Below are 26,331 nucleotides of genomic sequence, written 5' to 3'. Positions count from 1 at the left end.
TGGGCCTAAGTTTCCGTGGGTCGGGTTTGACGCAGGAAATGTCCGGTCACCAGCCACGCGCCCAGCCAGCCGACCGCCGTCGCCGCCAGCAGAAAACCCGCCGCGCGCAGGGGATCAAGACCAGTGAGTGCGAAACCGCTCCCGTAACTCTGCGCCAGCACATGCAGCGGCGCGCGCAGAGCATACGCTGCCGCGGCCAGCAGACCCAAGGCCAGCGCGCCAGCGGCCAGGCCGTACCACGCACCGAGGTAGATGAAGGGACGGCGGATGAAGCCGTCGGTGGCCCCCAGCAACTGCAGTACGCCGATTTCCTCCCGCCGCGACTGGATGTCCAGTCGCACGGTATTGCCCACGACCAGCAGCGCGCCCAGGCCGAACAGCGCCGCCAGCACCCAGGCCAGGCGTTCGCCGAAACCCAGCCAGCCCTGCAGGCGCTGTCGCCAGGCCGCATCGTGCTGCAGCAGGCCGGTTTCCGGCAGGTGATCCAGCGCTGCCACCAGGCTGGCGTCGTCTTCGCCGGGCGTCACGATCAGCAGGCTGGGCAGCGGGTTTTCTTCGAGTGCGCCAATCGCATCGCCCAGACCGCTGCGGGCGCGGAACTCGGCCAGGCCCTGCTCCGGCGTGCGCACTTCCACCTTGGCCACGTCGCCGCGGCCGCGCAGTTCCGCCGCTAGCGCCTGCGCGCGCGCGACCTCGATCTCGGGCTTGAGGAACAGATCGATTTCGCGCGACTGCTCCACGCTGCCGGCGAAGTGCCGCAGGTTTTCCAGCGCTAGGCCCAGGCCCAGCGGCAAAGCCAGCGCCACCGCCATCACGCCGATGGTCAGCAACGTGGTCCACGGCCGACGCAGCACGCGGCCCAGGCTGGCGACGAAACTGTAGAGATGCTGGTCCAGCCAGATCCCGAAACCCGAACGCGGCCCGGCGGCCATGAGGTTGTCCTTGCCGGCCGTCATTCGGCCAAATCCGCCGGGGAGATGTCGTCCATCAGCTTGCCGTGGTCCAGGATCAGCACGCGCTTCTTCATGCGCTTGATCAGCGCCAGATCGTGGCTGACCACCAGCACGCTGGTGCCGCGTTCGGGCATGGAGGCGAACAGGGACATGATTTCGGCGGCGAGGGTAGGATCGAGGTTGCCGGTGGGCTCGTCGGCGACCAGCAGTCGCGGCTCGGCCACGATGGCGCGTGCGATACCCACGCGCTGCTGCTCGCCTGCCGAGAGCTGCGAAGGCAACGCCTTTTCGCGATGGCCCAAGCCCATCCGCGCCAGCACCTCGCGCACCCGCTTGCCGATGTCGGCACGGCGATCGCCGCGCAGGATCAGCGGCAGGGCGACGTTCTCCGCCACGGTGCGTTCGGCCAGCAGGCGATGATCCTGATGGACCGCGCCGACTTCGCGACGATGCAGCGGAATGCGGCCGCCGCGGACTTTCAGCAGATTGCGCCCGCCGAACACCACGGCCCCGCGGCTGGGACGCTCGCTGAGATGGATGAGCTTCAGCAGTGTGCTCTTGCCGGCGCCGGAGTGGCCGGTGACGAACAGCATTTCGCCTTGCGCGACTTCGAAGCTGACGTCGGCCAGCGCCTCATGGCCGCCCGGGTATTGCTTGCTGACGTTTTCGAATCGCAGGACGCTCATGCCGCGATTATGCCCTGTTCCCTATTCCACTCGTAGGTCGGGGTTACCTCCCCGACGTGCGCGATGCTGGGTGCAATGGGTCGGGGGTGTAACCCCGACCTACTAGCTGCCGGACACCAGCGACTTGAGCTTGCGCCCCAGCTTGGTCAGGAACGAAGAATTGTCGGCGGGTGCGGTGGCCTTGGGCGCCGAGGCGGTTTGCGCCTGCGCCGGGACCGAGTTCGCGACTGCACCGTCGACCGGCACGCCATGACGGCGGCGGCGGCGCTTGCGCGGCGGACGCACCGCTTCGGATGCTGCCGCAGGCGCAAGCCCCGCACTTGCAGCGACCGGCGCTGAGACCGGCGCCTCGCTGGAAGCGGCCACATTGACGCTGCGCGGCGGACGCGGCGCGCGCGGTTTGCCATCGCCGGAAGGGGCGCCGGAACGCGGACGCGAAGAACCGCTGCCGCTGCGGCCCGAACCGCTGCCGCCGCTGCGGCCGCCGCCACGACGCTGCTCGTCGGCGATGCGCTGTTCGCGCGCTTCCTTGAAGATCGTGCCGATGCTTTCGCCGGCGTCTTCGTCCACTTCATCGCCCGGCTGCGGCGCGGCGCGCGGCGGACGGGGGATAGCGGTCAGCAATTCGCCGGTCACCGCTTCCACCGGCAGCTTCTGCTCAATGTAGGCCTCGATGTCCGGCAGGCTCTGCGCATAGATCTCGCAGGCGAAGCTGATCGCGTCGCCCTCGGCGCCCAGACGCGCGGTGCGGCCGATGCGGTGCACGTAGTCTTCCGCATCGAACGGCAGATCGTAGTTGTAGACGTGCGACACGCCGTCGATGTGCAAGCCGCGCGCGGCCACGTCGGTAGCTACCAGGATCTCGAGCTGGCCTTTCTGGAAACGGTTGAGCAACGATTCGCGCTTCTTCTGCGGCACATCGCCCGACAGCACGCCCACGCGGTAGCCCGCTTTCTCCAGCGACCGCGCCACGCGCTCGACCCAGACCTTGGTGTTGACGAAGATCATGGTGCGCGCGCCTTCGCTGCGCGACAGCAGGCCGATCAACAGCGGGATCTTTTCCTCGTTGGCCGGGAAATAGACTTTCTGGCGAACCTTGGCGGCGGTGATGAATTCGGTTTCCACCACCAGCTTCTGCGGCTCGTTCATATGCTCGTACGCAAGCTCCAGCACCCGGTGGCTGAGCGTGGCCGAAAACAGCAGCGTCTGCCGCGTGGTGCGCTCGGGCATCTTGCGCAGCAGGAAACGGATGTCCTTGATGAAGCCCAGGTCGAACATGCGGTCGGCTTCGTCCAGCACGCAGATCTCGCAGGCATGCAGCGAAACCACTTTGCTCTGCTTCACGTAGTCGATCAGACGGCCCGGCGTGGCGATGATGACGTCCACGCCCTGGGTCAGCAGTTCGCGCTGCTTGTCGTAATCCACGCCGCCGTAAATCAAGGCGAAACGCAGTCCCAGGTCGGCGCCGAACTTCACCGCGTCCTTGTGGATCTGGATGGCCAGTTCGCGGGTCGGCGCGAGGATCAGCGCGCGCGGATCTTCCAGCTTGCGGTCGGCCAGCGCCGGACGCGTAAGCAGACGGTTCATGACCGTGACCAGGAAGGCCAGGGTCTTGCCGGTGCCGGTCTGGGCCTGGCCGGCGACATCGCCGCCCGGCAACGCGACCGGAAGCGTCATCGCCTGGATCGGCGTGGTGCGCGAGAACCCGGCGGCTTCCAGCCCGGCGAGCAAGGCCGGATGCAGGTCGAACGAGGAAAAGGTGATGTCGGTTAACGGCTTGTCGCTCATGCTTTCTTCTTTGGGCTTTCTTCGCGCATTGCGCGGGTCGATGCGCTTGCATCGTCGTCACCGGCGTCGCACACTGCGTTCCATGCCGGTGTACGCGAATCCAGGGCCAAACCCTTGAACGGAATCGCGGAACGCCCCAGTTTACAGCAATGCAGAGGCCGGCATTTCGGCCCACAACCGGGCCCCGCCCTCCGCGGACCCCGCAGGAGACCCCAAAGTGAGCGATAAGGTGACACACGTCGGCGATGCCGATTTCGAGACGGCCGTGCTGCAGTCCGAAGAACCGGTACTGGTCGATTTCTGGGCCGAATGGTGTGGCCCCTGCAAGATGATCGCTCCGGTGCTGGACGAGTTGGCCCAGACCTACGAGGGCAAGCTGAAGGTGGTCAAGCTCAACGTGGACGAAAACCGCGCCACCGCCATCAAGTACCACGTGCGCAACATTCCGCTGCTGCTGCTGTTCAAGGACGGCCAGGTCCAGGCCACCCAGGTCGGCGCCGTGGGCAAGGGCCAGCTGACCCAGATGATCGAAAAGGGTATCGGTTCGACCGCTTCGGCGGCCTGAGCGCCCTCGTTCCGTAGGAGCGCCCCATGGGTGCGAGCTTTTCCGGCCCCAAGGACAAGGGCTCGCGCCCATGGGGCGCTCCTACAGATCAACTACCTGAACGGCTTTCCGGCGCGGCGCTTGCCGCCGCCGCTTCCCGGTGCTAGTTTCAGCTCTATCCGGCGCGGGGTCTGCGCCGCACCCTTCTGACGCACTCGTCCCAGGGCATCCACTCTCCCACCCATCCCGCCCGCATTCGCTGGCGCTCGCAACCATAGCGAGGAATCGCACCTTTGTCTGAGAACACCCCTGAAGCCGGCGACGCCGGCGCTCCTGCCGAGAAGCGTGCGCGCAAGCCGCGTGTCGTCAAGGCCGCTCCCCAATCCGAAGCGCCTGCAGCCCCGGCTCCCCTCTCCGCACCAACTCCCAGCGCTCCGCCGCCACCGGCTCCGGCCGCGCCCGTTGCGCCGCGACACGAATCCCAGCAGCCGCCCGCTGCCGCTCCCCATCCTCCCGCCGCTGCGCAGCCCCAATCCTATGGCGGCGAATCGCAGGACGGCGGCCAGTCCGGCCAGCAAGGCAACCCGCAGGGCGGCCAGCAGCAAGGCGGGCAACAGCAGGACGGCGAGCCGCGCGACAACAACCGCTTCCAGAACAACAATGGCGGAGGCGGCGGCGGCAATAACCGTCGCGACCGTTTCCGCAACCGTCGCGACCGCGACCAGCGCCCGCGCAACGATGGCATGCCCGCCGACAACGGCGCCAACGAGGCCTTCGTGCCGCGCGGCCCCGCCCCGGGCGTCCCCGAAGGCTTCCCGCAGTATTCGCTGAGCGACCTCAAGCGCATGCCGGCGCAGAAGCTGCTGGACATCGCCGAACAGCTGAGCATCCATGAAGGCGTGGCCCGCGCGCGCAAGCAGGACGTGATCTTCGCGCTGCTGAAAGTGCTGACCCGCCACGGCGAAGGCGTCGCCGCCGACGGCGTGCTGGAAATCCTGCCGGACGGCTTCGGTTTCCTGCGTGCGGCCGAGGCCAGCTACCTGGCCGGCCCGGACGACACCTACATTTCGCCCAGCCAGATCCGCCGCTTCAACCTGCGCACCGGCGACCACCTGAGCGGCCGTATCCGCTTCCCCAAGGACGGCGAACGCTATTTCGCGCTGTCGGTGGTCGACACCATCAACGGCGAGCCGATCGAGGCCAGCAAGGGCAAGGTGCTGTTCGAGAACCTGACCGCGCTGTTCCCGCGCCGCCGCTTCACCCTGGAGCGCGGCAACGGTTCCAGCGAAGACATTTCCGGCCGCATCATGGATCTGATGGCGCCGCAGGGCAAAGGCCAGCGCGCGCTGATCGTGTCGCCGCCGAAGGCCGGCAAGACCATCCTGATGCAGCAGATCGCCACCGCGATCACCACCAACCATCCCGACGTGCACATGATTGTGCTGCTGATCGACGAGCGTCCGGAAGAAGTGACCGAGATGCAGCGCACGGTGCGCGGCGAAGTGATCAGCTCGACCTTCGACGAACCGGCCGCGCGCCACGTGCAGGTCGCCGAAATGGTGATCGAACGGGCCAAGCGCCTGGTCGAACACAAGAAGGACGTGGTGATCCTGCTCGACTCCATCACCCGCCTGGCCCGCGCCTACAACAACGTGGTGCCCAGCTCCGGCAAGGTGCTCAGCGGCGGCGTGGACGCCAACGCCCTGCACCGCCCGAAGCGTTTCTTCGGCGCAGCGCGTAACGTGGAAGAAGGCGGCTCGCTGACCATCATTGCCACGGCGCTGGTGGAAACCGGCAGCAAGATGGACGAGGTGATCTACGAAGAGTTCAAGGGCACCGGCAACAGCGAAGTGCATCTGAACCGCCGTATCGCCGAGAAGCGCGTGTACCCGGCCATCGACATCAACCGCTCCGGCACCCGCCGCGAGGATCTGCTGATCGAGCCGGAACTGCTGCAGAAGATCTGGATCCTGCGCAAGCTGCTGCATCCGATGGACGAGATCACGGCGATGGAATTCCTGTTGGACAAGATGAAGAACACCAAGTCCAACGACGAGTTCTTCAGTTCGATGAAGCGCTGAGCCTGCGCTTCATGCATCAAAAAAAGCCCCGCGATGCGGGGCTTTTTCTTGCGCGGCGCATCGTCCAATCAGGTCCCGCCCAACGGCGTCAGCAGCTTCGGGCCATCGTTTTTGCCGAGCGTATAAACGCCGCCATCGGCCAGCCCATCCGGCGAGAATCCTGGGCGGTCCTCATCCGACCATGGAATGGTTTGGCGGACACCGGGGATGTACATCTCCCATTTTCCGTATGCGACGTCGAAGCGCTTGTCCATGTAGAAGGCGACCGGAACCCGCGCCAGCCAGAACTCATCGTCGGCCAGTTCGCCCTTGATCGGCGTGGCGAAGGTCCATTTGCGGGTTGCCTGCAATGCCGCATTGGACAAGGACTTGCGCCAGGAAGTCATTTCACTTTCAAGGCCGATGGTCTTGAGGTTCACCTGCTCGACGATCGCATCGCTCACGTGGCCGTCTTTGCCGACCTTCACCACGACGTACACGACGCCGGAGGCGCCGTGCATGGCTACGCTTTGCGGATAGGGAGGCGGCGTCATCTTGACGCCGGTCAGGACTTCGCCTTCGTTGGGCGTTGTCCCGCCGAAGTTGGCATTGCGTATCCCGATCGAGTAGTTCTTGTCATCGAGCCGCTTGGCGACCAGCCGTACGCTCATAGGACTGCGTGTCGGATGAGCTTTGCCATCGATGACCACCGGTTCGAACTTCCACGCAGCCACCTGCTTCTTGACGAAGTCAACGACGCCTGCAGGCAGCTTCTCCGGTTTGTCGATGGCGGTCGAACTGACAGTGCCGTCTGCGCGGGTCTCGATCGTCCCCGTCACCAGCATGCTGGACTCGACCTGTTTGAGTATTTCCGAACGTTCCGCGGCGCCGGCCATGGCCGGGCACAAAAGCAGGGCGACTACGATCCATGCGAACTTCATGTTTGCTTCCTTCTCGGACTGGACGTAGACGCAGTCTATGCGGGCGAGGGATGAAAGCAAACCGTCAGGCTTCTTTACGGCACACTGCCAACGCGCCTTTGATCATCGCTTACTCAAAAGCTCCGGATTCACCCACCCCCGGGTTGTAAAGGCGTCAGCAGGCGCAAGCCATCTCCTACGCCATAAACTTCGCCCGCGACCAGCGAATCAGGACTTTGGTGATCATCCTGCTGCTCCGTAATCCAAGGAGCTTTCCGTTTCGGTCCTGGGACGTACGCATCCCACTCGCCATATTTTGGCATTGGGTCGCCGTAGAACGCGTAGTCGACGGGAATCCGTACCGTCCAGTTTTCTGCGTCGGCGTGTTTGCCCTCGACAGGCAGGCGGAAAGTCCACGCTTTCACCGCACTGAGGGTCGAACTGGCCAGGGCATCGCGAAGACGCTTCATCTCGTTGCCAGTCCGGAAGGCCCGTAGGTCGACCTGTTCGATGAAAGCCTCTTCGACCGTGCCCAGGCGCCCGACTTTCACGATGGCATAGACGGTTCCACGAACGCCGGCCTTCAGGACGACATCTGGATAAGCAGGGGTTCTGCGCTTCAGACTCTTGACGAAATCCGGGCGTTTCTCATCTTCGGACGTGGCGGCTTCACCGAAAAATCCGCTGCCGATCCTTACCTCATAACCATCGGCACCGGCTTTACGGGCGACTACGCGCAAGCTCATCCGGGCCTTGGCCTTTCTCGCTACACCGTCCACTTCGACGGGCTCGAACTGCCAGCCAAGTCCTGCTTCCTCCACAAGGCTGACCACTCCTGTCGGAAGCTTCTCGCGCTGATCGAGTTCGACCGCGCTGACGCTACCGTCGGTTTCGATCAGCGCCCAACCGGTAATCAGCATGCTCGCTTCCGCTTGGGCTGTAGTGCGTACCGCAATCGGGTCGCTAGCAAGCCCGGCAGGCACTACCAGCAGTCCGAACAGCGTCGCCATGATTCGTTTCATATCCTGTTCCTTGGTTTCTTCGGAAGGACATGGACAGGCGTAAGCCGTATCCAGCAAAGAGTCTTTAGTCCGGTGAAGCGCTGATTTCCATTTTTTTCGTAAAGGCAAACGGCTGCATTGCAGGGCAATGTCTGCTGTATAGCGTGTCTAGATCAGATTCCAGCGAGCGGACGGCGAAGTTTTATCTTTGGGTCCAACGGATACAGTCCGCCCGCCGACATTGCACCCAGACCTTCGCTGACCACAGCTTCTGGCCGCCATGGAATCGGCGCGTGCGGCCCCGGCACGTAAGCCTGCCACTTTCCGTATTCCGACCGGTTTTTCAGGGGCTTGGGGTCGAACTTGAAATCAACCGCTACTCGCACATCGATCGGCTCGCCTTCCGCCAACGCCGCCGCGCTGACCTTGAAACGCCACAGACGGGCTTTGGCCAGCGCGGCCTTAGCAAGGATGCTGCGACCTGACGCTAGCCCACTTTCACTTCCTATTACGGTCATGTTCACCTGTTCAACATGGGTGTCGGCGACGCTCCCATCCGGGTTGAGACGCAGCACGACATAAACCGTTCCGGACAGTCCAAGTCGGAGTCGGAGCGCAGTCATCGGATACTGCGGAGGCGACATGTCCACGATGCTGATAGGATCAGGTGTATCCGGATCCATGAAGTTGCTGTCGTTAATCGTAAGTACGGAGCCACCCTTCCCATTTTGCCTGGCAAGCACCTGCAAGGACATCTTTGCCGTTACCTCTTCCGGTTTTCCGCTTGCAGTGGTGACATTGAATTCGCAAGCCGGCAAGTAAAGCTCCAGCAAAGACCTCACCTCCACCGGCAGCGCCCCGGGATTATCGAGAACATAGGATCGCAAGGCGCCATCAGGCGCGATAACTACCTGCCCCGTCACCTGCATGCTGGCTTCGACGGTCTTGCGTACGACGCCCGGGCCGCGCGCGTAGCAGGAAAATGAAAGCAGCATCCCCAACAGTATCGCCACGGCACGAATCATTTCCCCATTCCTTAAGTAGATGTTCGAGAAAGCAGGATATCGCCAAGCTTGCTTTCACGCCATGCGGGAATTCGACTAATCGACCGCATCCAGCTCAGCCTCCTCGAAGCGCCATCCCGCATCGGTGCGCTTCATCAACACCCTGCCCGCCCGCATGATGTCGTCGCGATCTTCGCCCTTGACCCATAGCACCGCCTGATCGCCATTCACCCGGCCGCGCGCGATCTCCGCGACCACGGGTTGCTCGTCGCGCAGGGACTTGAGGGTTTCCTTCGCCGAAGTCGGATCGTCTTGCGGGAACCGATACGCGCCCGATTCACCGGCAAGCTCGCGCAAGACGTCGAAATCGCCCTGCGCCAAGGCGGTCAGGTAGATCTGATAGGCCTTGCCCGGCTCGCCGCCGCCTGCAGGCAATGCCGTGCCGGGCGGCGGAGTGAGGCCGACATCGAAGGTCAGGTCGAACTGGTAGGTCTCCTCGAAGAAGTCCTCCGCCTCCGGCAGCTTGAAGGTGCCGGCGATGCGCTGCGGGGTTTGCGCGACGAGTGCGAGTTCGCCATGGCCGCCGCTGCTGAAGTTACGGGTGGGGCCGCGATGGGCGAAATCGATTCCGCACTCGTGGCCATCGGCGGTTACGCATAATTTCACGTAACTGCCGGAGGGTTCGTCCGAGGCCTGCTCGCGCACGCCGTCGTCGGGATCGAACGCCGCGGCGACCGGCGCGGCATCGAATGGCGAGACGCTGAGGTAGATCCAGGTTTCGGCCTCGCCGGGCGCGGCTTCGCTGTCGGCCTGCACCGCGACGGCATGGCGCGGTTCTATGCGCTGTTCGCCCAGCCGGAAGTAACCGGAGGCGTTGCCGGCTGCGATAGCCGCCTGCGGTATCGACCATAAGGACGCGAAAAGAGAGGCCATCAGGAAAATCCGTTTCATCGTCATCGCTTCGGCCCGGCCGTTCGTTATCCAAGCGTACGCGGATCGGACCGGTGAACGGTCAACGACGCATAATGCCGGCACGGAGGTGCGCGCATGCACGGTGGTGGTCTGGAACTGGCGTTGGTTTTCCTGCTGGCCGCGGTGCTGGCGGTGCCCATATTCAAGAAGTTCGGATTGGGCGCGGTGTTGGCCTATCTGGTGACCGGCGTGGTGCTGGGGCCGGACGGCTTCAGCGTGGTCAACGACACCGAGCGCATCCTCAGCGCGGCCGAGATCGGTGTGGTGATGCTGCTATTCGTCATCGGCCTGGAATTGTCGCCATCGCGGCTGCGGGTGATGCGCAAGCCGGTGTTCGGCGCCGGCAGCCTGCAAGTCACGCTCACCGCGCTGGTGTTGGGCGGCGTGGTCCTGGCGACCAATCTGCACTGGAAGGCCGCTCTGGTGATCGGCCTGGGCCTGGCCTTGTCGTCCACCGCGGTGGGTCTGCAATTGCTGGGCGAGCGCAAGGAACTGGCCAGCGAATACGGTCGCCTGGGCTTCGCCATCCTGTTGTTCCAGGATCTGGTGGCGATTCCGCTGCTGGCGATGATTCCCCTGCTGGGCAGCACCGAGCACGCCAGCGTCAACTGGCTGAGCGTGGCCAAAGCGGTGGGCGCGATCGCGCTGGTGGTGCTGGGCGGACGGGTGCTGTTGCGGAATGTGTTCCGGGTGGTGGCACGCACGCGCATGCCAGAGGTGTTTACCGCCAGCGCGCTGCTGGTGGTGCTGGGCATTGCCTGGTTCATGCAACTGGCCGGGTTGAGCGCGGGCCTGGGCGCGTTCTTGGCCGGCGTGCTGCTGGCCGATTCGGAATTCCGTCATGAGCTGGAAGCGCAGATCCGTCCCTTCCAGGGCTTGCTGCTGGGCCTGTTCTTCATTGCCGTGGGCATGGGCATCGATCTGGACCGGGTGATCGCCGAACCGCAGGTGATCGCCGGTGGCGTGGTGGTGCTGTTGCTGGTGAAGTTCGCCATCCTGTTCCTGGTCGGCCTGCGCCCGGGCGGGTTGATCAAACGCGATGCGCTGATGCTGGGCAGCGTGTTGTGGTTGGGCGGCGAATTCGCCTTCGTGGTATTCAGCGACGCTGCCCGGGTGGGGTTGCTGAGCGCTGCCGACCACGACCGCCTGGTCGCGATCGTGGGCGTTTCGATGGCGTTGACGCCACTGTTGCTGATCGGCATGGCGCGGCTGCTGGCCAGCTTTCCGGAACGGCCGGCGACGCGGGAATTCGATGCCATTCCCGACGACCATCCCGAGGTGCTGATTGCCGGTATGGGTCGCTTCGGCCAGATCGTGGCGCGGTTGCTGGTGGCCCAGCGCATTCCGTTCGTGGCGCTGGAACATAGCGCCGAGCAGGTCGACACGCTGCGCCGCTTCGGTAACCGCCTGTATTACGGCGACCCGACCCGGCCCGAGCTGCTGCGTTCGGCCGGAGCGCAGCAGGTCAAAGTGTTTGTGATCGCGGTGGACGATCCCGACACCAGCGTGCGCGTCACCCGCCTGATCCGGCGCATGTATCCGCAGGCGAAGGTGTTCGCGCGCGCGCGCGATCGCCTGCACGCATGGCGATTGATGGATCTGGGCGCGGAGGTGTTCCGCGAGACCTTCAGCGCCAGCCTGGAAATGGGCGAACAAGTGTTGGTGTCGCTGGGCCTGTCGGCGAAAGTGGCCAACGATCATGCCCGCCGCTTCCGCGATCACGACGAAAAGCTGCTGCGCGAACAGCATCTGGTGTACGACGATGAGACGGCCCTGCTGCAAACCGCGCGCGGTGCGCGCGCCGATCTGGAAAAACTGTTCGAGGCGGATCAGAGCGACAGCGATTCGATGGGTGTGGCCAAGGCGCCGAAACAGACTTGATACGAGGACGGTTGCCCGCTTCCCTTCTCCCATCGGGAGAAGGTGCCCGAAGGGCGGATGAGGGAATGGAAGTCCAGCTTGCAGCGAAAGTTGGAAGGCAAGTCATTTCCACGCCCTCATCCGTCGCTGCGCGCCACCTTCTCCCGGTGGGAGAAGGAAAATCCAGCTAGCGCGGTTCGCGCAGGAAGCGGGCCATCGAGGCCCCGGAAACCGCAGGCGAGAACTCGGCGGCCACGTCGACGAAACCGCGCATCACCGCGATCTCGCGCGGCGTGCGGTTCAGCGAATCGCGCAAGTCGGGATCGGCGCCGGTGCGCAGCAGGCGCTGGACCACGCGCAGCAGCCCGTGCAGCGCCGCCAGATGCAGAGGACCGAAGCCGCGCGGATCCTGCACGTCCAACGAGACTTCTTCATCCAGCAGGCGCTCCAGCGCGGCCAGCACCACTTCCTCGTCGCAGGCGGTGCCGGGTTCGGCACGCGCGCCCAGCAACAGCAGCAGCGGCGTGACCGCACCGGCCGCGATCTGCTCCGGTTCCGCGCCGGCCAGCAGCAAGGTATCGAACAACGCCACCAGACGCGGCTTGTCGCGCGCGATGAAACCGAACAGGGCGGCGCAATGCAGCGGCGTCAGCCCCTGCGAGTCGCTGGCATGCACGTTGGCACCGGCGGTGAGCAGTCGCGCGGCGATATCCGGCAGGCCGAGCGCGGAAGCCAGCATCAATACGGTGACTCCGCCCGGCAGGCGATGTTCGATCTGGGCGCCGGCGGCGAGCAGGTCGTTGACGATATCGGCCTGACGCATGCTGACCGCGGCCGACAGCGGGGTGGCGCCGGTGTTGGCCGCGTGCTGCGGATCGGCGCCGTGGCCGATCAGCAGATCGACGGTGGCGCGATGGCCGCCGCCCGCCGCGCGCAACAGGGCGGTACAGCCCTGCGCATCGGGCGAATCGACCGCGAAACCCAGATCCAGCAGGCGGCGTACCGCATCCGCATCGCCGGCCATCGCCGCGGCCGGCAGGTCCGAGGCACGCAGCGCGCGTTTGGGCAGGGGCCAGCCACGCCAGTCCAGCCAATCGGCCAGGTCGCGACGGCCGCTGGCGAGCGCCACCCCGAGAGGAGTTTGGCCATCGGCGGCGCGCGCATCGGGCGAGGCGCCCTTGGCGATCAGTTGCTTCAGCACCGCTTCCCGACCCAGCGCGGTGGCCAGGTGCAGGGCGGACATGCCATGGCCATCGCGCGCTTCGCGATCCAGGCCCAGGTCGAGCAGGCGATCGAGCAAACGCGTCCAACCCAGGCGTACCGCCAGCGACAGCGGCGGATCGCCGTTGCGCGAGGGAGCGAACGGATCTGCGCCGCGCTCCAGCAATTCCAGTGCGAACGCTTCGGCGCCGCGCATCGAAGGATTCCCCTGCAAGCAAGCCGACAGGAATCGCGACAAGCCGCCAGCGCCGGCGGGCGACAGGCCGCGTTGCAGCAGTAGCCTCAGCAGCGGCAGCGCTTCGGGCCCGCGACCCAGCAGTGCGAATACCGGCACATCGCCCTGGCTGTCGCGCGCTTCGCCATCGGCGCCCTGCCCCAGCAACCAGCCGACGCGCGCGGGCGAGGCGACGATGCCCGGATCGTGCAGCAGCGTACCCAGTTCCTGCGCGGAGCAGAGTTTGGCTAGCGCTTCCAAGCCGTCGTGGTGGTCGGCTTGCAGACCATCGCGGACCAAACCCAAGGGCGCTCGATCGGGCGGCGCTTGGTCTTCCTCGCTCTCCGCTACCGCAGAGGGCAAGGCATAGGCGGGATCCAGCGCGGACACGATGGCCCAGCGCCCGGCCTCGGCGGCCAGGTCGACCGCGCGCCTGCCGTGTTGGTCGGCATGGTCCGGATCGACACCCAGCTCGAGCAAGCGCCGCACCAGCGCTGCGGGCACCGATTCGCCGGTGCAGGCCAGCATCAAGGCGTTGCGGCCTTCTCCGTCGTCGTCGCTGGCAAGCGAACCCGCTTCGGCCAACGCGTCCAGCGCGGAGACATGACCGCCGCGCGCCGCCTCCAGCCACGGCGTACGGCCGGCTTCGTCGCGACCCTGCACATCCGCGCCCGCACCGAGCAATGCGGCGACGATTTCGATGTGGCCAGCGAAGGCGGCCTCGTGCAGTGCGCTGCGGCCGCGGCCGTCGCGCGTGTCGACCTTGGCCTTGTGCTTGAGCAGCAGCAGCACGCCGGCAGGATCGTCTTCTTCGGTGGCCGCAGCCGCCAACAACACCGGCTGTCCACCTTGCGGCTCGGGTTTGGCGCCGCGTTCGAGCAGGAACTTGGCCAGGCGCCAATTGCCGGAAACGCAGGCCACCGCCAGCGGGGTCAGGCCTTCGCCGTTCAGCGCATCGATTTCCGCCGCCGCGTCGCGCAACAGCGCGGCCACGCCGGGATCGGAACTGCGCGCAGCGTGGTGCAGCGGCGTGTTGCCTTCGCTGTCGGCCGCGCGCGGATCCGCACCATTGGCCAGCAGGGTCGTCACCGCATCGGGCCTTCCGTGCCAGCTGTCGCGGGTGGCGGCCAGCAAGGGCGTCATCCCTGCCTGCGCCTGATTCAGGTCGATGCCGCGACCGATCAGCGCGCGCAACAGGCGCAGGTCGGGCAGCACCGCTGCCAGGGTGGCGAGGCTGCGCTGGTCGCGGGGATCGGAAGACGCGGCGCGCGGATTGGCGCCGGCATCCAGCAGCTCCAGTGCGCGCTCCACCCGCCCCGCACGCGCGGCGGCGAACAGCGCCGCGTCCAGGTCTTCTTCCATCACCAGCGGTGCGACGGCGGGAGCGCCACTTGCACTGGCCGGTACCGGCGTCATCACCAGTACCGGCAGGGTTCTGGCCGCGGCGGCGCGTTGCAAGGCCCAATGCAGTACCGGCAGCAACAGCGTGTAGGCTGCGGCAAGGCCCACACGCAATTGCGGCGGCACCAGCCCCGGCCAGGCCAGCACTCCGCCAAAGCCGATGGCCACGGCAACCAGGGCCGCTACCCCCAGCCCATGCCAGGCATGGATATCGCGCTCGGACAGGCCGCGCCAATGGTCGGCGAGCGAACCTCCCTCGCGTTCCAGCAGGTGCCACATCGGCCAGGTCCGCCACAGCCCGATCAGCAACGCACCCACCACGGCGCTCAAGCCCAGCGCCGCAGGCAGGCTGCCACTCTGGCGCAACGCGCTCAGCGGCCATGCCACCAGCAACGCGGACGCGATGAAGCCCACCGCCCACAAAGACAGCAGCGCCAGCGCCTCGCCGCGCCAGGCCGAACCGGAGGGGCGCGCGCGGGTTTGCCGCTGCCAAGACACCGCCAGCGCCAGCGCCGGCTGCGCCAGCAGCGCGCCCAGTGCGGCCAACGCGCCACCGTCTATGCCGGTGAGCGCGGCCAGCAACATGCCCAGCGCCAGGGCGATCCAGGGCGCGACACGGACCAGGGAGACTTTCCTAACCATCCGAGCGACCGGCATTGCCGTTCTGCAGATCGAATATCTGCGGCGGAAACTGGATATGGAAGCCGCGCGAGGCCAGGTTCTGGCGAACGGTCTCGGTGTTTTCCCGCGCCAGCTTGCGCTCGGACGTCAGCGCCACTTCCAGCACGAACGCCAGGTCGCCCAACGGCGCACGCAGGGAATCCGGTATGCGTTCGAAATCGTCGCGTGCGGCGAGGTAGACAAAAGTGTCGGCCTTGCGCTGGCTCTTGTAGACGTAGGCTTGCATCCGCGCGTGACGCGTCCTGCGTTTGGGGGTGGATGGATTGTGGAGGAAACGCGGGGATAGCGAAACCCGCAGCGCGGCATGCAAGCGCGCCGAACCAGCGGAAAAAGCGCAATTCGAGTGGAGGATGAACGAGCGGCGCGACTTGTCTCACAACACTGAATCCAATGGGCGCTATTAAGGCAGCGCGAATTTCCCGCTCGACCCACTGGCTATACTTCCGCCACGTCAGTCCACGGAATACCGCGTGCAGCCATCGCCGTCGTCACCCATGCCCGCCCTGGCGATCCGCGCCTACACCGCCACTACTGCCTTGGGCCGCGGCCGCGACGCACTGAGCGAAGCATTGCGCAGCCGCCGCAGCGGACTGCGCCGCAACGATTTCGGCGGCGAAGAACGCCTGGATTGCTGGATCGGCCGCGTGGACGGACTGGAACAGTCGCCGCTGCCGTCCGCCCTGTCGGACTGGGAATGCCGCAACAACCGATTGGCCTGGATGTCGCTGCAGCAGGACGGCCTGCAAGAGGCGGTCGCCGAAGCGATCGCCCGTCATGGCGCCGACCGCGTGGCGGTGGTGATGGGAACCTCCACTTCCAGCATCGGCGCCACCGAAGAAGCCTATACGCGGCTGTCGGACGGGGGCGAAAACAGCGGCGAGGCCCGCCGTTTTCCGGCCGATCTGGCCCGGCCGATCATCCACACACCGCATTCGCTCGGCGATTTCGTGCGCCATGCCACCGGCTTGCGAGGTCCGTGCATCACCGTCGCCACCGCTTGCTCGTCGAGCGCCAAAGTGTTCGCCCAGGCCGCGCGCCTGATCCAGGCGGGCCTGGCCGACGCGGCACTGGTCGGCGGCGTGGATACCTTGTGCGGCAGCGTTCTGTTCGGCTTCAACGCCTTGCAACTGGTCTCGCCGGAGCCGTGCCGGCCTTTCGATGCGAACCGCGTCGGTCTGTCGCTCGGCGAAGCGGGCGGTTTCGCGGTGTTGGAACGCTTGGCCGGCGGCGAAACCGAAGGCCTGCAATTGCGCGGCTATGGCGAATCCAGCGACGCCCACCACATGTCCGCGCCGCATCCCGAAGGGCTGGGCGCGCAACTGGCGATGCGCGATGCGCTGGCGCGCGCCGGCATCGACGCCAGCGAGGTGGGCTATCTCAACCTGCACGGCACCGCCACGCCGGCGAACGATTCGATCGAGGCGTTAGCGGTCGCCGGCATGTTTTCGGACAGCCTGCACGCTGGTTCGACCAAGGGCTGGACCGGACACACGCTGGGCGCGGCGGGCATCGTCGAGTCGGTGATCGCGCTGCTGGCGCTGGAAAACGGATTGCTGCCCGGCACGCTCAACAGCGCCACGCCCGATCCGGCCTGCGGCCCGCAGATCCGTTTCGACAACGCCCAGCGCGACATCGGCTTCGCCATGAACAATTCGTTCGGCTTCGGCGGCAACAACGCCTGCCTGGTGTTCGGTCGCGCATGATTCGGTCACGCATGATTGGATCACGCACGACCTCGCCCGTCCTTTCGGCTGGCATCGCCGGCATCGGTTTCTGGACCCGTGGCCTGCCGTCGTGGGCGGCGGCGCGCGCCTACCTGGCCGATGGCCCGCCCTCCAACGGCATGCCGCCCGCCGATGCACCGGCCAAGCCCTCTGCCCAGTTGCTGGCGCCCAACGAGCGGCGGCGCGCGCCCGACACCGTTGCGGTGGCGCTGGAAGTCGCGTTGGCTGCCTGCACCGCCGCCCGCCGCGATCCGGCCACGCTGTCCTCGGTGTTCGCTTCCACCCATGGCGATCTGGCCATTACCGACTACATGTGCGAAACCCTGGCCAGCGAACCGCGCACCATCTCGCCCACCCGCTTCCACAACTCGGTGCACAACGCAGCGGCCGGCTATTGGACCATCGGCGCTGGCGCGATGGCGCCGGCCACCGCCATCAGCGCTTACGACGCCAGCTTCGCCCAGGGCCTGCTGGAAGCGCTGGCGCAACTGGCTACCGGTACCGATGCGGTATTGCTGGTCGGATACGACGGCGCCGCGACGGGCCCGCTGGGCCAGATCTCCCGCAGCGAGGGCCTGCTGGGCGGCGCGCTGCTGCTGGTCGCCGATCCGCAGCCGGGCATGCCGCGCCTGCGCGCAAGCATTCAGGAAGCAAGGGTGAATGCTCCGATCGATACCGAAGGCGCGCTTTCGCGCTTGGCCGCCGGCAATGCCATGCTGCCGATGCTGCCTCTGTTCGAGGCGCTGGGCCTGTTGCGCCCACACGCGGCGATAACAGCCGGATCAGGGAAGATTTTAGGGATGGAGATCGCTTATGACTGAGTCGAAACGGCTCGAACGCGGCCAGGTCGCGGTGCTGATCCCGGCATTGAACGAATCGCTGCGTATCCGCGAAGTGGTGGAAGGCGCGCTGGCGCAGTGCCCGCACGTGATCGTGGTCGACGACGGTTCCACCGACGGCACTAGCGAATGCATCGCGGACCTGCCGGTGACCGTGTTGCGTCACGACGAACGCAAGGGCAAGGGCCAGTCCCTGCGCGATGGCTTCCGCGAAGCGCGTCGTCGCGGCTTCAAAGGCGTGCTGACCATGGATGGCGACGGCCAGCATTCGGCCAGCGACCTGCCGCGCCTGCTGGAGGCGGCCAATCGCCATCCCGGCTGCATCGTGATCGGCGCGCGCCTGCGCAAGCGCGCCTCGCAGCCGACCTACCGCCGGCTGGCCAATGAGTTCGGCGACTGGGGCATCGCCTGGGGTACCGGCTACCAGATCGCCGACAGCCAGAGCGGCCAGCGCTTCTATCCGGCCGAAGTGATGGCGCTGGACGATATCCCGGGCGAGGATTTCGTGTTCGAAGCCCAGATCGTGATTTCAGCCGCCCGCACCCTGGGCACGCGCTGCATCTCGGTGCCGATCGAATCGCGCTATCGTTGCGCCGGCGGCGACGAACAGTTCCGCGCCAGCCATTTCCGGCCGCTGCGGGATCTTTACCGCATCACCAGCCACATAGTGCTACAAGCACTGCGTTACGGCCGGCTTGTCGCGGTCTACCGCAGCATCCAGGCCCACCCGCCGATCATCGACGACCCCAGCGGGGAATTCGGTGACCCGCCTGTTCCTTCCGAGATCAGGAAAACCGCATGAACAACGCAGCCGCCACCGATGTCGTGATTCTGGGTGGCGGGCTGGCGGGGTTGAGCCTGGCGATACAGCTGAAGCAGCGCGAACCGCAGATCGGCGTCACCGTGCTGGAACGGCGCGCGCACCCGGTCCGCGAGGCCGCGTTCAAGGTCGGCGAGTCGACGGTGGAAATCGGCGCGCATTATTTCTCCAGCGTGCTCGGCTTCCGCGAGCACTTGGAAACCGAACAGATCCGCAAGTTCGGTTTCCGCTTCTTCTTTTCCGAAGGCCGCAACGATATCGATCATTGCACCGAGCTGGGCGTCAGCGAATTGTTGCCGGCGCCGTCGTGGCAACTGGATCGGGGCCGCTTCGAGAACTTCCTGGGCGAACAAGCGCGCGCGTTGGGCGTGGATTTCCGCGATGAAGCGCTGGTGCGCGGCATCGAGCTCGACGAAAAGGATCAACCGCACGCGGTGACCTTCGAGCATGCGGGCGTAAGCACCACCCTGGCCGCGCGCTGGGTGGTGGATGCGGCCGGGCGCGCGGGGCTGATCAAGCGCAAGCGCGGGCTCGCGCAGCCCAACGACCACGACGCCAATGCGGTGTGGTGGCGCGTGGACGGCTTCGTCGATCCCGACCAATGGTCCGACGACCCACAGTGGCTGGCGCGCTGCACCCCGCCGGATCGCTGGCGCTCGACCAACCACATGTGCGGACCCGGCTACTGGTTCTGGCTGATTCCGCTGGCGTCGGGCGCGCATTCGCTGGGCATCGTCTGCGACGCGAAGATGCATCCGCTGGACACCATGAACACTTTCGAGAAGGCGATGGCCTGGCTACATGAGCATCAGCCGCAGGTGGTGCGCTCGCTGGAAAAGCCCGAGCACCGGCTGCAGGATTTCCTGTTCCTGCGCCACTTCTCCTATGGCTGCAAGCAGGTGTTCAGCGGCGACCGCTGGGCGCTGACCGGCGAGGCGGGGCTGTTCCTGGATCCGTTCTATTCGCCGGGCAGCGACTTCATCGCCATGAGCAACACCTTCATCTGCGACCTGGTCGGCAAAGACCGCGCAGGGCAACAGTTCGCGCCTTATGCGGAGATCTACCAGCAGATCTACTTCTCGTTCTACGAGAACACGCTGACCCTCTACCAGGACCAGTACCCGCTATTCGGCGACGCGCAGGTGATGCCGGTCAAGGTGATCTGGGACTACACCTACTACTGGGCGCTGCTGGCGCCGTTGTTCTTCGGGCAGCGGCTTACCGATATTTCGCTGATCGGAAAACTGCGGCCGCAATTCCTGCGTGGCCGCGAGTTGAATTTGGCGATGCAAGCGCTGTTGCGCGAATGGGGCCAACGCAATACCGCGCCGCTGACGCCCGACGGCCGCTTCCTCAACCAATACGACGTGGACTGGTTCCACGAAATGAATCGCGCGTTGCTGGATGAACTGGACCAGGCGGGCTTCATACAACGCATCGGCGACAACGTGGCAAGAATGGAGTGGCTGGCGCGGGAGATACTGGCGCGGGCGAGATCCGAGCATCCGGAGATTGAAGGGCACGGGTTGGATGCGCTACTGGTCGATGCCTGCGGCACCGAAGCCTCCCTAGCAGCACCTTGGTACGCCGACGCTGCTTAGCAAAATAAAGGTCGTCGTCCGCGAACGGATCAACCCATCCCGCCGTTGATCCCGATCACCTGTCCGTTGATGTAGCCCGCATCGGCACCGCACAAGAATGCGACCAGCGCCGCCACTTCCTCCGGCTTTCCCGCGCGTCCCGCAGGAACGATCTGCTTGATCGAGTCGGCCGAAAACAGCTCCGAAGTCATATTGCCTTCGATCACCCCCGGCGCCACCACGTTGACGGTGATATTGCGCGCGGCCATCTCGCGCGCAAGCGATTTCGAGGCGCCGTGCAACGCCGCCTTGGCGGCGGCGTAATTGGTCTGGCCGCGGTTGCCCAGCACCGCGGCGACCGAAGACACGCTGACGATGCGTCCCCAGCGCGTGCGCGCCATCGGCAGCAGCAGCGGCTGGGTAACGTGGAAGAAACCATGCAGCGAAACGTCGATCACCCGCTTCCACTGCGCTTCGGACATGCCGGCCATGGGCGCGTCGTCGTGGATGCCGGCGTTGTTGACGATCACCTGTATAGGACCGCCCTCGAGCAGAATTTCGATGGCCGCGCGTGTCGCCTCGCCATCGGCGACATCGAAGGCGACCGCTTCGGCGCTTCCGCCGTTGTCGCGAATCTGTGCAACCACCTCCTCGGCGCGCGCATGATTGCCATTGGCGTGGACGATGACATGCAAGCCGTCCGCAGCCAACCGTTTGCTGATGGCACTGCCGAGATCGCCGCTTCCGCCGGTGACGAGCGCTCGCTTGCTAGGCTGGTTCATTGGGTCGCCTTTGCGTTCAAGGTTCGCTGATTCTGCACGACAACGCTTTCCCGTAGGAGCTGCGTAAGCTGCGAGCCGGATGTTTCCCGGCAGAGGTTCCAGGAAGGCCGATAACAAGTCGCAGCTTACGCAGCTCCTACGGCCTGCAACATCACCGCGGCTCGGCCCTCGGCGAGAAGGTCTCCGGCATGGCGGATGCGGAATGCGTACTGCTGGCTGCCCTCGCCTTCGGCCAGCACCTCGGCTTCGCACTCCAGCGCGCCGGGCAGTGCGTCGATATAGGAAACGTGCAGCTGCACGCCGCGCAGCGCGACCAGCAGCCCGGGGCTGGCGTCGCCGCCGCGTGCGCGCGCGCGCAGTCCGCCATGCACGGCCATGGCCTGGGCGCCGTATTCGCACAGATGCACGGCGCGCAGCCTGTCCTGGGAACGCAACGGATGCGCGGCGCCGCGATGGTTGTCGGCGCGCAGGGCAATCCGCCGCGCATCCCATTCCACCACTTCGTCCCACAGGCACATGCCGCCCTTGTGCGGAATCATCGCTTCGATCTGCTCACGCGACAGCATCGGACGCCTCCGCTGCCGGTTGCCGCGATACCAGCAGCGCCAGCACGAAATTGGCGAACACGCCGATGGCCACCGTGCTGCCGATCGCGCGCAGCACCGGAATGGAGGACAGCGCCAGCAGGCTGAACACCAGCAGCGTCATCAGGCTGCATACGATCAGCGCGTGCAGCGTGCGCAGCTGGTCGGCGCGGTCGTCGCCGGCATGGTCGAAGAACAAGGCGTAATCCAGGCCCAGCCCGGCGGCCAGGATCAGCGCGACCAGGTGGAACAGATTCAATTCGACGCCCAGACCGCGCAGCACCGCCAGGATCAGCAGGGTCGTCAACGCCATCGGCAACAGCACCCGCAGCACGCGGCGCGGCTGACGCAGCGCGATCCACACGGTGGCGGTAAGCAACAACGCGGCGATGGCGAGCGCTGCCAGCACGCGACTGCGGTAGGCGGCCACCAGCGATTCGGAGGCTTCCTTCAAGTCCAACAATTGCGCGCCGTTGCCCATGGCCACTTTCGCGACCGCGGCGGGATCCTGCAGACCACTCAACGACACCAGAGCGGTGACATGGTCGCCGCCGGGCAGCAGCAAGCCCGCGACGCTCGCCGCCAGCGGCGTGCCTTGCAGGTCGGCACGCGTGAGCGCCGGCGCGCGCTTGGCGGCTTCGACGTCGGCAAGGAAGGGATCGAAGGCATCGCTGTTGAAAGGCGAATCTTCCAGCACCGTCGCCAGCACCGCCTGCAGGCGATCGCGCGGCGGCAATGCCTGCTGGCGCGCACGCTGCGTCTGCGCGCTGGGCAGGTAGCGCGAGGCCAGGTCGTAACCGGCCAGCGCGCGCGTGGCGACCAGACGGTCCAACGCGGGCCGTAAGCGTTCCGAAGCCTGCAAGACCTGGTCTTCGGTTTTTCCTGCGAGCGTGAGCACATAGCGCACATCCGGCGCGCCCAATTCATCGCGCAGCACCGCGTCATTGGCCAGCGCATCCGCAGGCACCGGGGTGAGCTTGGAGAGGTCGTTCTGCCAGAACCGACCGGGCGCGAGCGCGATGATGCCCAGCGCGACCACGGCCACCAGCACCAGCGATCCCTTCGGACGTGGCAACTGCGCGATGCCCCGCCACATCTTCGCCAGCGCGCGCGAATCGGCGAAGTCGCGCGGCGCCGGGTCTATCAAGGCCGGCAGCAAGAAACGCGTACTGATCGCCGCGACGCCCAGCCCGGCGATGGTGAATACCGCCAACTGCTTCAGGCCGTCGACGCCGGAGAATAGAAAAGTGACGTAGGCGATGCAGGTGGAGGCCACTCCGGTCGCCAGCGTCGGCCACAACGAGCGCGCGTTGGCCCAGGGCGACATGCCGGGGCGCTGATGGCTGAAAAGGTGGATCGGATAGTCCTGCACCACGCCGATCAAGGTGAAGCCGAAGGCCACGGTGATGCCATGCACGCCATCGAAAAGCAGCACCACCGCTCCCAGCCCGGCCAGTCCGGCGGTGGCCAGCGGCAACGCGCCGAGGATCGGCATCTTCCAGCTGCGATACGCGATCCCCAGCAACAGGATCAGGCCGATCGTGTCGACCATGCCGATCCATTGCGCTTCGGCGGTGGTGCGTCCGCCGATCTCGACCGAGAACGCGCCGGGGCCGGTCAGCACCAGCTTGCTGCTAGTGCCGGCGGCGATTTTGCCGAAGTCCGAATGGATGGCGTCGACCGCCGCCTGCTGGCCGGTAGGATCGAAACCCGCCGCTCGCGTCTGCGCCACCAGCAGGACCTTGTCTCCGGCGCGATCGAACCACACGTCGTGCAAGCGTTGCGGTGCGTTGGCCGGTTGCCAGCGTTCGGCCAGTTTCAGCGTTTCCAGCGTCGGATCGGAAGGCAGCAGCGGCTCGATCAACGAGGCGGCCGGCGAGCCGAGGTCCTGCACGCGCGCGTCGAGCTCCTCGCGCAACAGCGCTTCATCGAGCGGTCGCGTATCGAATGTCTCGGTCAGCAGATAGCGGTACGGGCGCAGTCGTTGCGGAATCGCATCCAGACTGGCATCGCCGCCGTTGGCGACCAGTGCGAACTCCGGACGCGCCGCCAAGGCGCTGCGCAGCGCCTGCGATTGGGCGGCGAGGGTCGGTGCATCGGCGCCGGAGATCGACATCAGCAGTAGACGCGAACCCGGGCCTTCGCCCAACTCGTCGATCAGCAGCTTCTGCGCCGGGGTTTCGGCGGCCGGCATGAACTTGCGCAGGTCGCCGCTGAGTTGCAGCCGCTGGGTGATCGCCCATGCGGCCAACGCCAGCACCGCCAGCCACAGCAGGGCCAGCGCGATGCGGCTGCGCGCCGACAGTGGGCGCTTCGATAACATCAGCGCGTGGCGCCCACGCGGCACAACGCGGCCAACGCCTCGGCGGAGCTGGCTTTAGCAGCATCCTTGGCGGCGCCTGCGAGCAGCGTGCGTTGCAAGTCTCCCTTAAGCGGACGGGTTTCGATGCAGCGCAACTCGGCGCCGCGACCGTACAGGGTGATATCGCGCACGCTGCCCTTCATCTGTGCATCAAGAGGCGCGAGCACCAGCGTCCATCGCTGGCGCGTGCCTTGCGGCGTGAGTCGATAGTGCTTCTCCAACGAGCCGCGATCGCCCGACAGCAATGCGCCGAAACTCGCCTGCAAGCCCGCCAGTTCCGGCACCCGCGAAAGCGAGAACTTGCGCGGCGTCTTGCCGGCGCGGACGATGGTCGCCTCGCCGTTGCGAAGCGTAGTGGTTTCCGCATACGGCGAGCGCACTTCGCGCACCAGCGTGTCTTGGTCGGGGCGCTGGTATTCGCCCTCGATACGCAGCGGCGCTTTCAGCATCGCCGACCCGCGCAGCTCCACGAAGGCGGTGCGCATCGGCGCAGGCCGCGCCAGCTTCTGCAGGATCCAGCCCGCGTCGACCGCTACGGCCGCGCCGGCCTCAGGGGCCGCGGCGCACGGCAACCCGGCGCTGCACAGCAGCATCAGCATCGGCATGATCGATCGCCACGATGCGCGGCGCGCCGGCCGTGAATGGCGTGCTGCCTTCATCTTCGTTGCCCCAGAAGTCATAGAAATTGAACCAGTTATAGGGTGCGGCACGGGCGTGATGCTCCAGCCTGGAGGCGTAACGCTGGATGAGCGAGAGCACGGCCTGGGCGCGCTGCTGCCGCGGCACGGCGATGCTGTCGCTGAAACTCTCGAACGCCAGGTGGTAGCGGTGGCCGTCCAGATACAGGCCGAAAGCCAGCACCACCGGCACTTTCAGCGCCGAGGCGATCAGCCAGGGCGCGGTCGGGAAGGGCGCCTCGCGACCCAGGAACTGCGCATTCAGAGCGGGCTCCCCGGGACGCGCACGATCCACCAGCAGCGCGACCAGCGCGCCTTCGTCGGTGGCCTGCTTGATCGCCATGGCGATCGATGGTCCGTCCTGGCCGGCATCGATCACCCCAGCGGCGATCTCCGGATTCAGCGCGTCCAGCAGCTGGGTCATCGCCGGGTTGTGCGCCCGGTCCAGCACCACGCGGATCTTGTAGTCGGGGCGCCGCTGCGCCAGCACCCGCATCACTTCGAAGCTGCCCAGATGCGAGCCGAACAACAGCGCGCCCTGGCGGCGATCCAGCACCTCGTGCAGCTCCGGCAGTCCGGTGATGCGCACGTCGAAACCGTTGAAGCGACCGCCGAGCAGGAACACGCGGTCCAGGATGGTCGCGGCGAAGGTATGGATATGTCTGGCCACGGACCACAACCCCGCCCTGCGACCCAGCACGCGGGTCAGATAGGTACGCGAGGCGCGCCGTTCCGGGCCGCGTACCAGCAGGAAATAAAGGGTGATGGGATACAGGAAAGCGCGGGCGATGCTACGCCCGCCGTGGCGCGCAATGCCGCGGATGAGCCAGATGGCGAAACGGCCGCCGCCTTCCGGACGCTGTTTCCAGTCGGCGCTCATGCGGCGTCCCGCGCTTCGGCCACGATCTCGCCGCTGGCCAGCAACTCATGCTCGCGCAATACCCGGAAACGCCAGCGCGGCGCTTCGCCCAGCAGCTCCACCGACGCGGCTTCCTCGGGCAACAACGGCTTGAGGAACTTGACCTGCGGCAGGCGCAGCGGCGGCAGCGGGCCGTGGTCGGCTTCGATGGCCTCGATCACCCGATCCAGAAGCACGACGCCTGGAACGATCGGCCGGCCCGGAAAATGCCCCGGCAAGCTCGGATGATCCGTTGGAATGATGAACCGCATACCGCATTTTCCCGACTGTCCCCTGCACACAAGGATACCGGAGGCCAAGGTGAACGCGCCGTGGCTTCTGCTTATCCCCGTGAGGCGCGGCAAGCAGGCCAGGCAAACCCCGTAGGGGCGGCGCACATGGATGTGCGCCGTTTCCGGAGGCGCAGGAAGCGCCTTACGGAAATTCCTGGCCTGCTTGCGGACCCAGCGGCTTCATCGCTGGGCGCGCCGTTAGGGCGGCTTTCTTTTGGTTACTTTTCTTTGCCGTTCAAAGAAAAGTGACTCGCGCAAAGCGCGAAACGCTTTAATGCTTCGACGCAAAAGCAAAGCCAGAGCACCCCTCCTCAATCCTCCCCTGCGCTACGCGCAAGGGAGGAGGTAGAAGCAGAAGCAAGTGCAGAAGCCAAGATCAAAATGGATGACCAGCCATTCGGCTGTTGAGGAGCACTTCCAGCGTTCGCTGGGATGACGACAAGAGTGGTGCGGGTGGCGCGAGGGAC

The 26,331-nt window shown here is 66.0% G+C and carries 21 protein-coding genes and 1 pseudogene; 7 read left to right on the top strand and 15 right to left on the bottom strand.

Annotated elements, in window-relative coordinates; translation table 11 throughout:
* Positions 1-5: 5 nt before the first annotated feature.
* The 3 genes and pseudogenes from ftsX to rhlB all read right to left on the bottom strand — a co-directional run.
* Positions 6-956 carry a permease-like cell division protein FtsX gene (gene ftsX, locus J2W94_RS11440; RefSeq protein ID WP_310093318.1) on the bottom strand — a complete coding sequence of 317 codons (951 nt, stop codon included), beginning with the start codon at positions 954-956 and terminating at the stop codon, positions 6-8.
* Positions 953-1,639 carry a cell division ATP-binding protein FtsE gene (ftsE, locus tag J2W94_RS11435; RefSeq protein ID WP_310093316.1) on the bottom strand — a complete coding sequence of 229 codons (687 nt, stop codon included), beginning with the start codon at positions 1,637-1,639 and terminating at the stop codon, positions 953-955. The genes ftsX and ftsE overlap by 4 nt, the downstream gene beginning before the upstream one ends.
* 168 nt (positions 1,640-1,807) lie before the next feature.
* Positions 1,808-3,427 (bottom strand): annotated as a pseudogene (rhlB, locus tag J2W94_RS11430) (ATP-dependent RNA helicase RhlB); the annotation flags it as partial.
* A 217-nt stretch (positions 3,428-3,644) separates the two neighbouring features.
* Between rhlB and trxA the strand changes: the two are divergent.
* A complete protein-coding gene (gene trxA / locus J2W94_RS11425) occupies positions 3,645-3,992 on the top strand; it encodes a thioredoxin TrxA (RefSeq protein WP_163839253.1) in 348 nt (115 codons plus the stop codon).
* A gap of 272 nt (positions 3,993-4,264) precedes the next feature.
* A complete protein-coding gene (gene rho, locus J2W94_RS11420; RefSeq protein WP_310093310.1) occupies positions 4,265-6,052 on the top strand; it encodes a transcription termination factor Rho in 1,788 nt (595 codons plus the stop codon).
* 68 nt (positions 6,053-6,120) lie between these two features.
* Here rho and J2W94_RS11415 read toward each other — a convergent pair whose 3' ends face one another.
* The 4 genes from J2W94_RS11415 to J2W94_RS11400 all read right to left on the bottom strand — a co-directional run bounded on the left by J2W94_RS11415 (position 6,121) and on the right by J2W94_RS11400 (position 9,889).
* A complete protein-coding gene (locus J2W94_RS11415) occupies positions 6,121-6,972 on the bottom strand; it encodes a protein tonB (RefSeq protein WP_310093308.1) in 852 nt (283 codons plus the stop codon).
* A 128-nt stretch (positions 6,973-7,100) separates the two neighbouring features.
* Positions 7,101-7,973 (bottom strand): protein tonB, encoded by an 873-nt coding sequence (locus tag J2W94_RS11410; protein WP_310093306.1) that lies wholly within the window; start codon positions 7,971-7,973, stop codon positions 7,101-7,103.
* Between the two features lie 152 nt (positions 7,974-8,125).
* On the bottom strand, positions 8,126-8,977 hold the full coding sequence (locus tag J2W94_RS11405) for an energy transducer TonB (protein WP_310093304.1): 852 nt from the start codon (positions 8,975-8,977) through the stop codon (positions 8,126-8,128).
* A gap of 75 nt (positions 8,978-9,052) precedes the next feature.
* Positions 9,053-9,889 (bottom strand): hypothetical protein, encoded by an 837-nt coding sequence (locus J2W94_RS11400; RefSeq protein ID WP_310093302.1) that lies wholly within the window; start codon positions 9,887-9,889, stop codon positions 9,053-9,055.
* A 114-nt stretch (positions 9,890-10,003) separates the two neighbouring features.
* Between J2W94_RS11400 and J2W94_RS11395 the strand changes: the two genes are divergently transcribed.
* Positions 10,004-11,809, top strand: coding sequence for a monovalent cation:proton antiporter-2 (CPA2) family protein (locus tag J2W94_RS11395; RefSeq protein ID WP_310093300.1), 1,806 nt, complete (start codon positions 10,004-10,006; stop codon positions 11,807-11,809).
* A gap of 166 nt (positions 11,810-11,975) precedes the next feature.
* On the opposite strand, the gene J2W94_RS11390 is transcribed toward J2W94_RS11395, so the two are convergent.
* Together J2W94_RS11390 and J2W94_RS11385 are read right to left on the bottom strand one after the other, a co-directional pair.
* Entirely contained in the window at positions 11,976-15,266 is a 3,291-nt protein-coding gene (locus J2W94_RS11390) for an ankyrin repeat domain-containing protein (RefSeq protein ID WP_310093298.1), read from the bottom strand.
* Positions 15,259-15,531: a YcgL domain-containing protein gene (locus tag J2W94_RS11385; RefSeq protein ID WP_310093296.1), complete on the bottom strand. Its 273-nt coding sequence runs from the start codon at positions 15,529-15,531 to the stop codon at positions 15,259-15,261. Before J2W94_RS11385 ends, J2W94_RS11390 begins: the two co-directional genes overlap by 8 nt.
* A gap of 268 nt (positions 15,532-15,799) precedes the next feature.
* Between J2W94_RS11385 and J2W94_RS11380 the strand changes: the two genes are divergently transcribed.
* The 4 genes from J2W94_RS11380 to J2W94_RS11365 are packed head-to-tail and all read left to right on the top strand — an operon-like array spanning position 15,800 to position 20,289.
* Entirely contained in the window at positions 15,800-17,008 is a 1,209-nt protein-coding gene (locus tag J2W94_RS11380; protein ID WP_310093730.1) for a beta-ketoacyl-[acyl-carrier-protein] synthase family protein, read from the top strand.
* Between the two features lie 11 nt (positions 17,009-17,019).
* Positions 17,020-17,850, top strand: coding sequence for a beta-ketoacyl synthase chain length factor (locus J2W94_RS11375; protein ID WP_310093295.1), 831 nt, complete (start codon positions 17,020-17,022; stop codon positions 17,848-17,850).
* Entirely contained in the window at positions 17,843-18,670 is an 828-nt protein-coding gene (locus tag J2W94_RS11370; RefSeq protein ID WP_310093293.1) for a glycosyltransferase family 2 protein, read from the top strand. Before J2W94_RS11375 ends, J2W94_RS11370 begins: the two co-directional genes overlap by 8 nt.
* The gene (locus tag J2W94_RS11365; protein WP_310093291.1) at positions 18,667-20,289 is read left to right on the top strand and encodes an NAD(P)/FAD-dependent oxidoreductase; all 1,623 of its coding nucleotides are present in this window, start codon (positions 18,667-18,669) and stop codon (positions 20,287-20,289) included. The genes J2W94_RS11370 and J2W94_RS11365 overlap by 4 nt, the downstream gene beginning before the upstream one ends.
* A gap of 29 nt (positions 20,290-20,318) precedes the next feature.
* Here the strand turns inward: J2W94_RS11365 and fabG are convergent, their stop codons facing one another.
* The 6 genes from fabG to J2W94_RS11335 all read right to left on the bottom strand — a co-directional run bounded on the left by fabG (position 20,319) and on the right by J2W94_RS11335 (position 25,843).
* Positions 20,319-21,050, bottom strand: a complete 732-nt coding sequence (fabG, locus tag J2W94_RS11360; protein WP_310093289.1) for a 3-oxoacyl-ACP reductase FabG — start codon at positions 21,048-21,050, stop codon at positions 20,319-20,321.
* Between the two features lie 125 nt (positions 21,051-21,175).
* On the bottom strand, positions 21,176-21,616 hold the full coding sequence (locus J2W94_RS11355) for a phosphotransferase (RefSeq protein WP_310093287.1): 441 nt from the start codon (positions 21,614-21,616) through the stop codon (positions 21,176-21,178).
* Positions 21,603-23,957, bottom strand: coding sequence for an MMPL family transporter (locus J2W94_RS11350; RefSeq protein ID WP_310093284.1), 2,355 nt, complete (start codon positions 23,955-23,957; stop codon positions 21,603-21,605). The genes J2W94_RS11355 and J2W94_RS11350 overlap by 14 nt, the downstream gene beginning before the upstream one ends.
* Entirely contained in the window at positions 23,957-24,601 is a 645-nt protein-coding gene (locus J2W94_RS11345; protein WP_310093282.1) for a LolA-related protein, read from the bottom strand. Before J2W94_RS11345 ends, J2W94_RS11350 begins: the two co-directional genes overlap by 1 nt.
* Complete coding sequence (locus J2W94_RS11340) at positions 24,546-25,553, bottom strand: acyltransferase (protein ID WP_310093280.1); 1,008 nt, start codon at positions 25,551-25,553, stop codon at positions 24,546-24,548. Before J2W94_RS11340 ends, J2W94_RS11345 begins: the two co-directional genes overlap by 56 nt.
* Positions 25,550-25,843: a hypothetical protein gene (locus J2W94_RS11335; RefSeq protein WP_310093278.1), complete on the bottom strand. Its 294-nt coding sequence runs from the start codon at positions 25,841-25,843 to the stop codon at positions 25,550-25,552. The genes J2W94_RS11340 and J2W94_RS11335 overlap by 4 nt, the downstream gene beginning before the upstream one ends.
* Positions 25,844-26,331: the final 488 nt, after the last annotated feature.

The organism is Pseudoxanthomonas sacheonensis (assembly GCF_031455975.1).
GTDB lineage: Bacteria > Pseudomonadota > Gammaproteobacteria > Xanthomonadales > Xanthomonadaceae > Pseudoxanthomonas_A > Pseudoxanthomonas_A sacheonensis_A.
The sequence above is the reverse complement of the archived record's forward strand: the minus strand, read 5'-3'. Positions and strand labels throughout refer to the sequence as shown.

What these genes read in the sequence shown, in the direction of transcription:
- J2W94_RS11405 (WP_310093304.1), bottom strand. Translation starts at nt 8,977, where the DNA reads ATGATTCGTGCCGTGGCGATACTGTTGGGGATGCTGCTTTCATTTTCC.
- J2W94_RS11340 (WP_310093280.1), bottom strand. Translation starts at nt 25,553, where the DNA reads ATGAGCGCCGACTGGAAACAGCGTCCGGAAGGCGGCGGCCGTTTCGCC.
- J2W94_RS11355 (WP_310093287.1), bottom strand. Translation starts at nt 21,616, where the DNA reads ATGCTGTCGCGTGAGCAGATCGAAGCGATGATTCCGCACAAGGGCGGC.
- J2W94_RS11365 (WP_310093291.1), top strand. Translation starts at nt 18,667, where the DNA reads ATGAACAACGCAGCCGCCACCGATGTCGTGATTCTGGGTGGCGGGCTG.
- J2W94_RS11390 (WP_310093298.1), bottom strand. Translation starts at nt 15,266, where the DNA reads ATGGTTAGGAAAGTCTCCCTGGTCCGTGTCGCGCCCTGGATCGCCCTG.
- J2W94_RS11380 (WP_310093730.1), top strand. Translation starts at nt 15,800, where the DNA reads ATGCCCGCCCTGGCGATCCGCGCCTACACCGCCACTACTGCCTTGGGC.
- J2W94_RS11385 (WP_310093296.1), bottom strand. Translation starts at nt 15,531, where the DNA reads ATGCAAGCCTACGTCTACAAGAGCCAGCGCAAGGCCGACACTTTTGTC.
- J2W94_RS11370 (WP_310093293.1), top strand. Translation starts at nt 17,843, where the DNA reads ATGACTGAGTCGAAACGGCTCGAACGCGGCCAGGTCGCGGTGCTGATC.
- J2W94_RS11345 (WP_310093282.1), bottom strand. Translation starts at nt 24,601, where the DNA reads ATGCCGATGCTGATGCTGCTGTGCAGCGCCGGGTTGCCGTGCGCCGCG.
- ftsX (WP_310093318.1), bottom strand. Translation starts at nt 956, where the DNA reads ATGACGGCCGGCAAGGACAACCTCATGGCCGCCGGGCCGCGTTCGGGT.
- J2W94_RS11400 (WP_310093302.1), bottom strand. Translation starts at nt 9,889, where the DNA reads ATGGCCTCTCTTTTCGCGTCCTTATGGTCGATACCGCAGGCGGCTATC.
- J2W94_RS11395 (WP_310093300.1), top strand. Translation starts at nt 10,004, where the DNA reads ATGCACGGTGGTGGTCTGGAACTGGCGTTGGTTTTCCTGCTGGCCGCG.
- J2W94_RS11335 (WP_310093278.1), bottom strand. Translation starts at nt 25,843, where the DNA reads ATGCGGTTCATCATTCCAACGGATCATCCGAGCTTGCCGGGGCATTTT.
- J2W94_RS11375 (WP_310093295.1), top strand. Translation starts at nt 17,020, where the DNA reads ATGATTGGATCACGCACGACCTCGCCCGTCCTTTCGGCTGGCATCGCC.
- ftsE (WP_310093316.1), bottom strand. Translation starts at nt 1,639, where the DNA reads ATGAGCGTCCTGCGATTCGAAAACGTCAGCAAGCAATACCCGGGCGGC.
- J2W94_RS11350 (WP_310093284.1), bottom strand. Translation starts at nt 23,957, where the DNA reads ATGTTATCGAAGCGCCCACTGTCGGCGCGCAGCCGCATCGCGCTGGCC.
- J2W94_RS11410 (WP_310093306.1), bottom strand. Translation starts at nt 7,973, where the DNA reads ATGAAACGAATCATGGCGACGCTGTTCGGACTGCTGGTAGTGCCTGCC.
- J2W94_RS11415 (WP_310093308.1), bottom strand. Translation starts at nt 6,972, where the DNA reads ATGAAGTTCGCATGGATCGTAGTCGCCCTGCTTTTGTGCCCGGCCATG.
- fabG (WP_310093289.1), bottom strand. Translation starts at nt 21,050, where the DNA reads ATGAACCAGCCTAGCAAGCGAGCGCTCGTCACCGGCGGAAGCGGCGAT.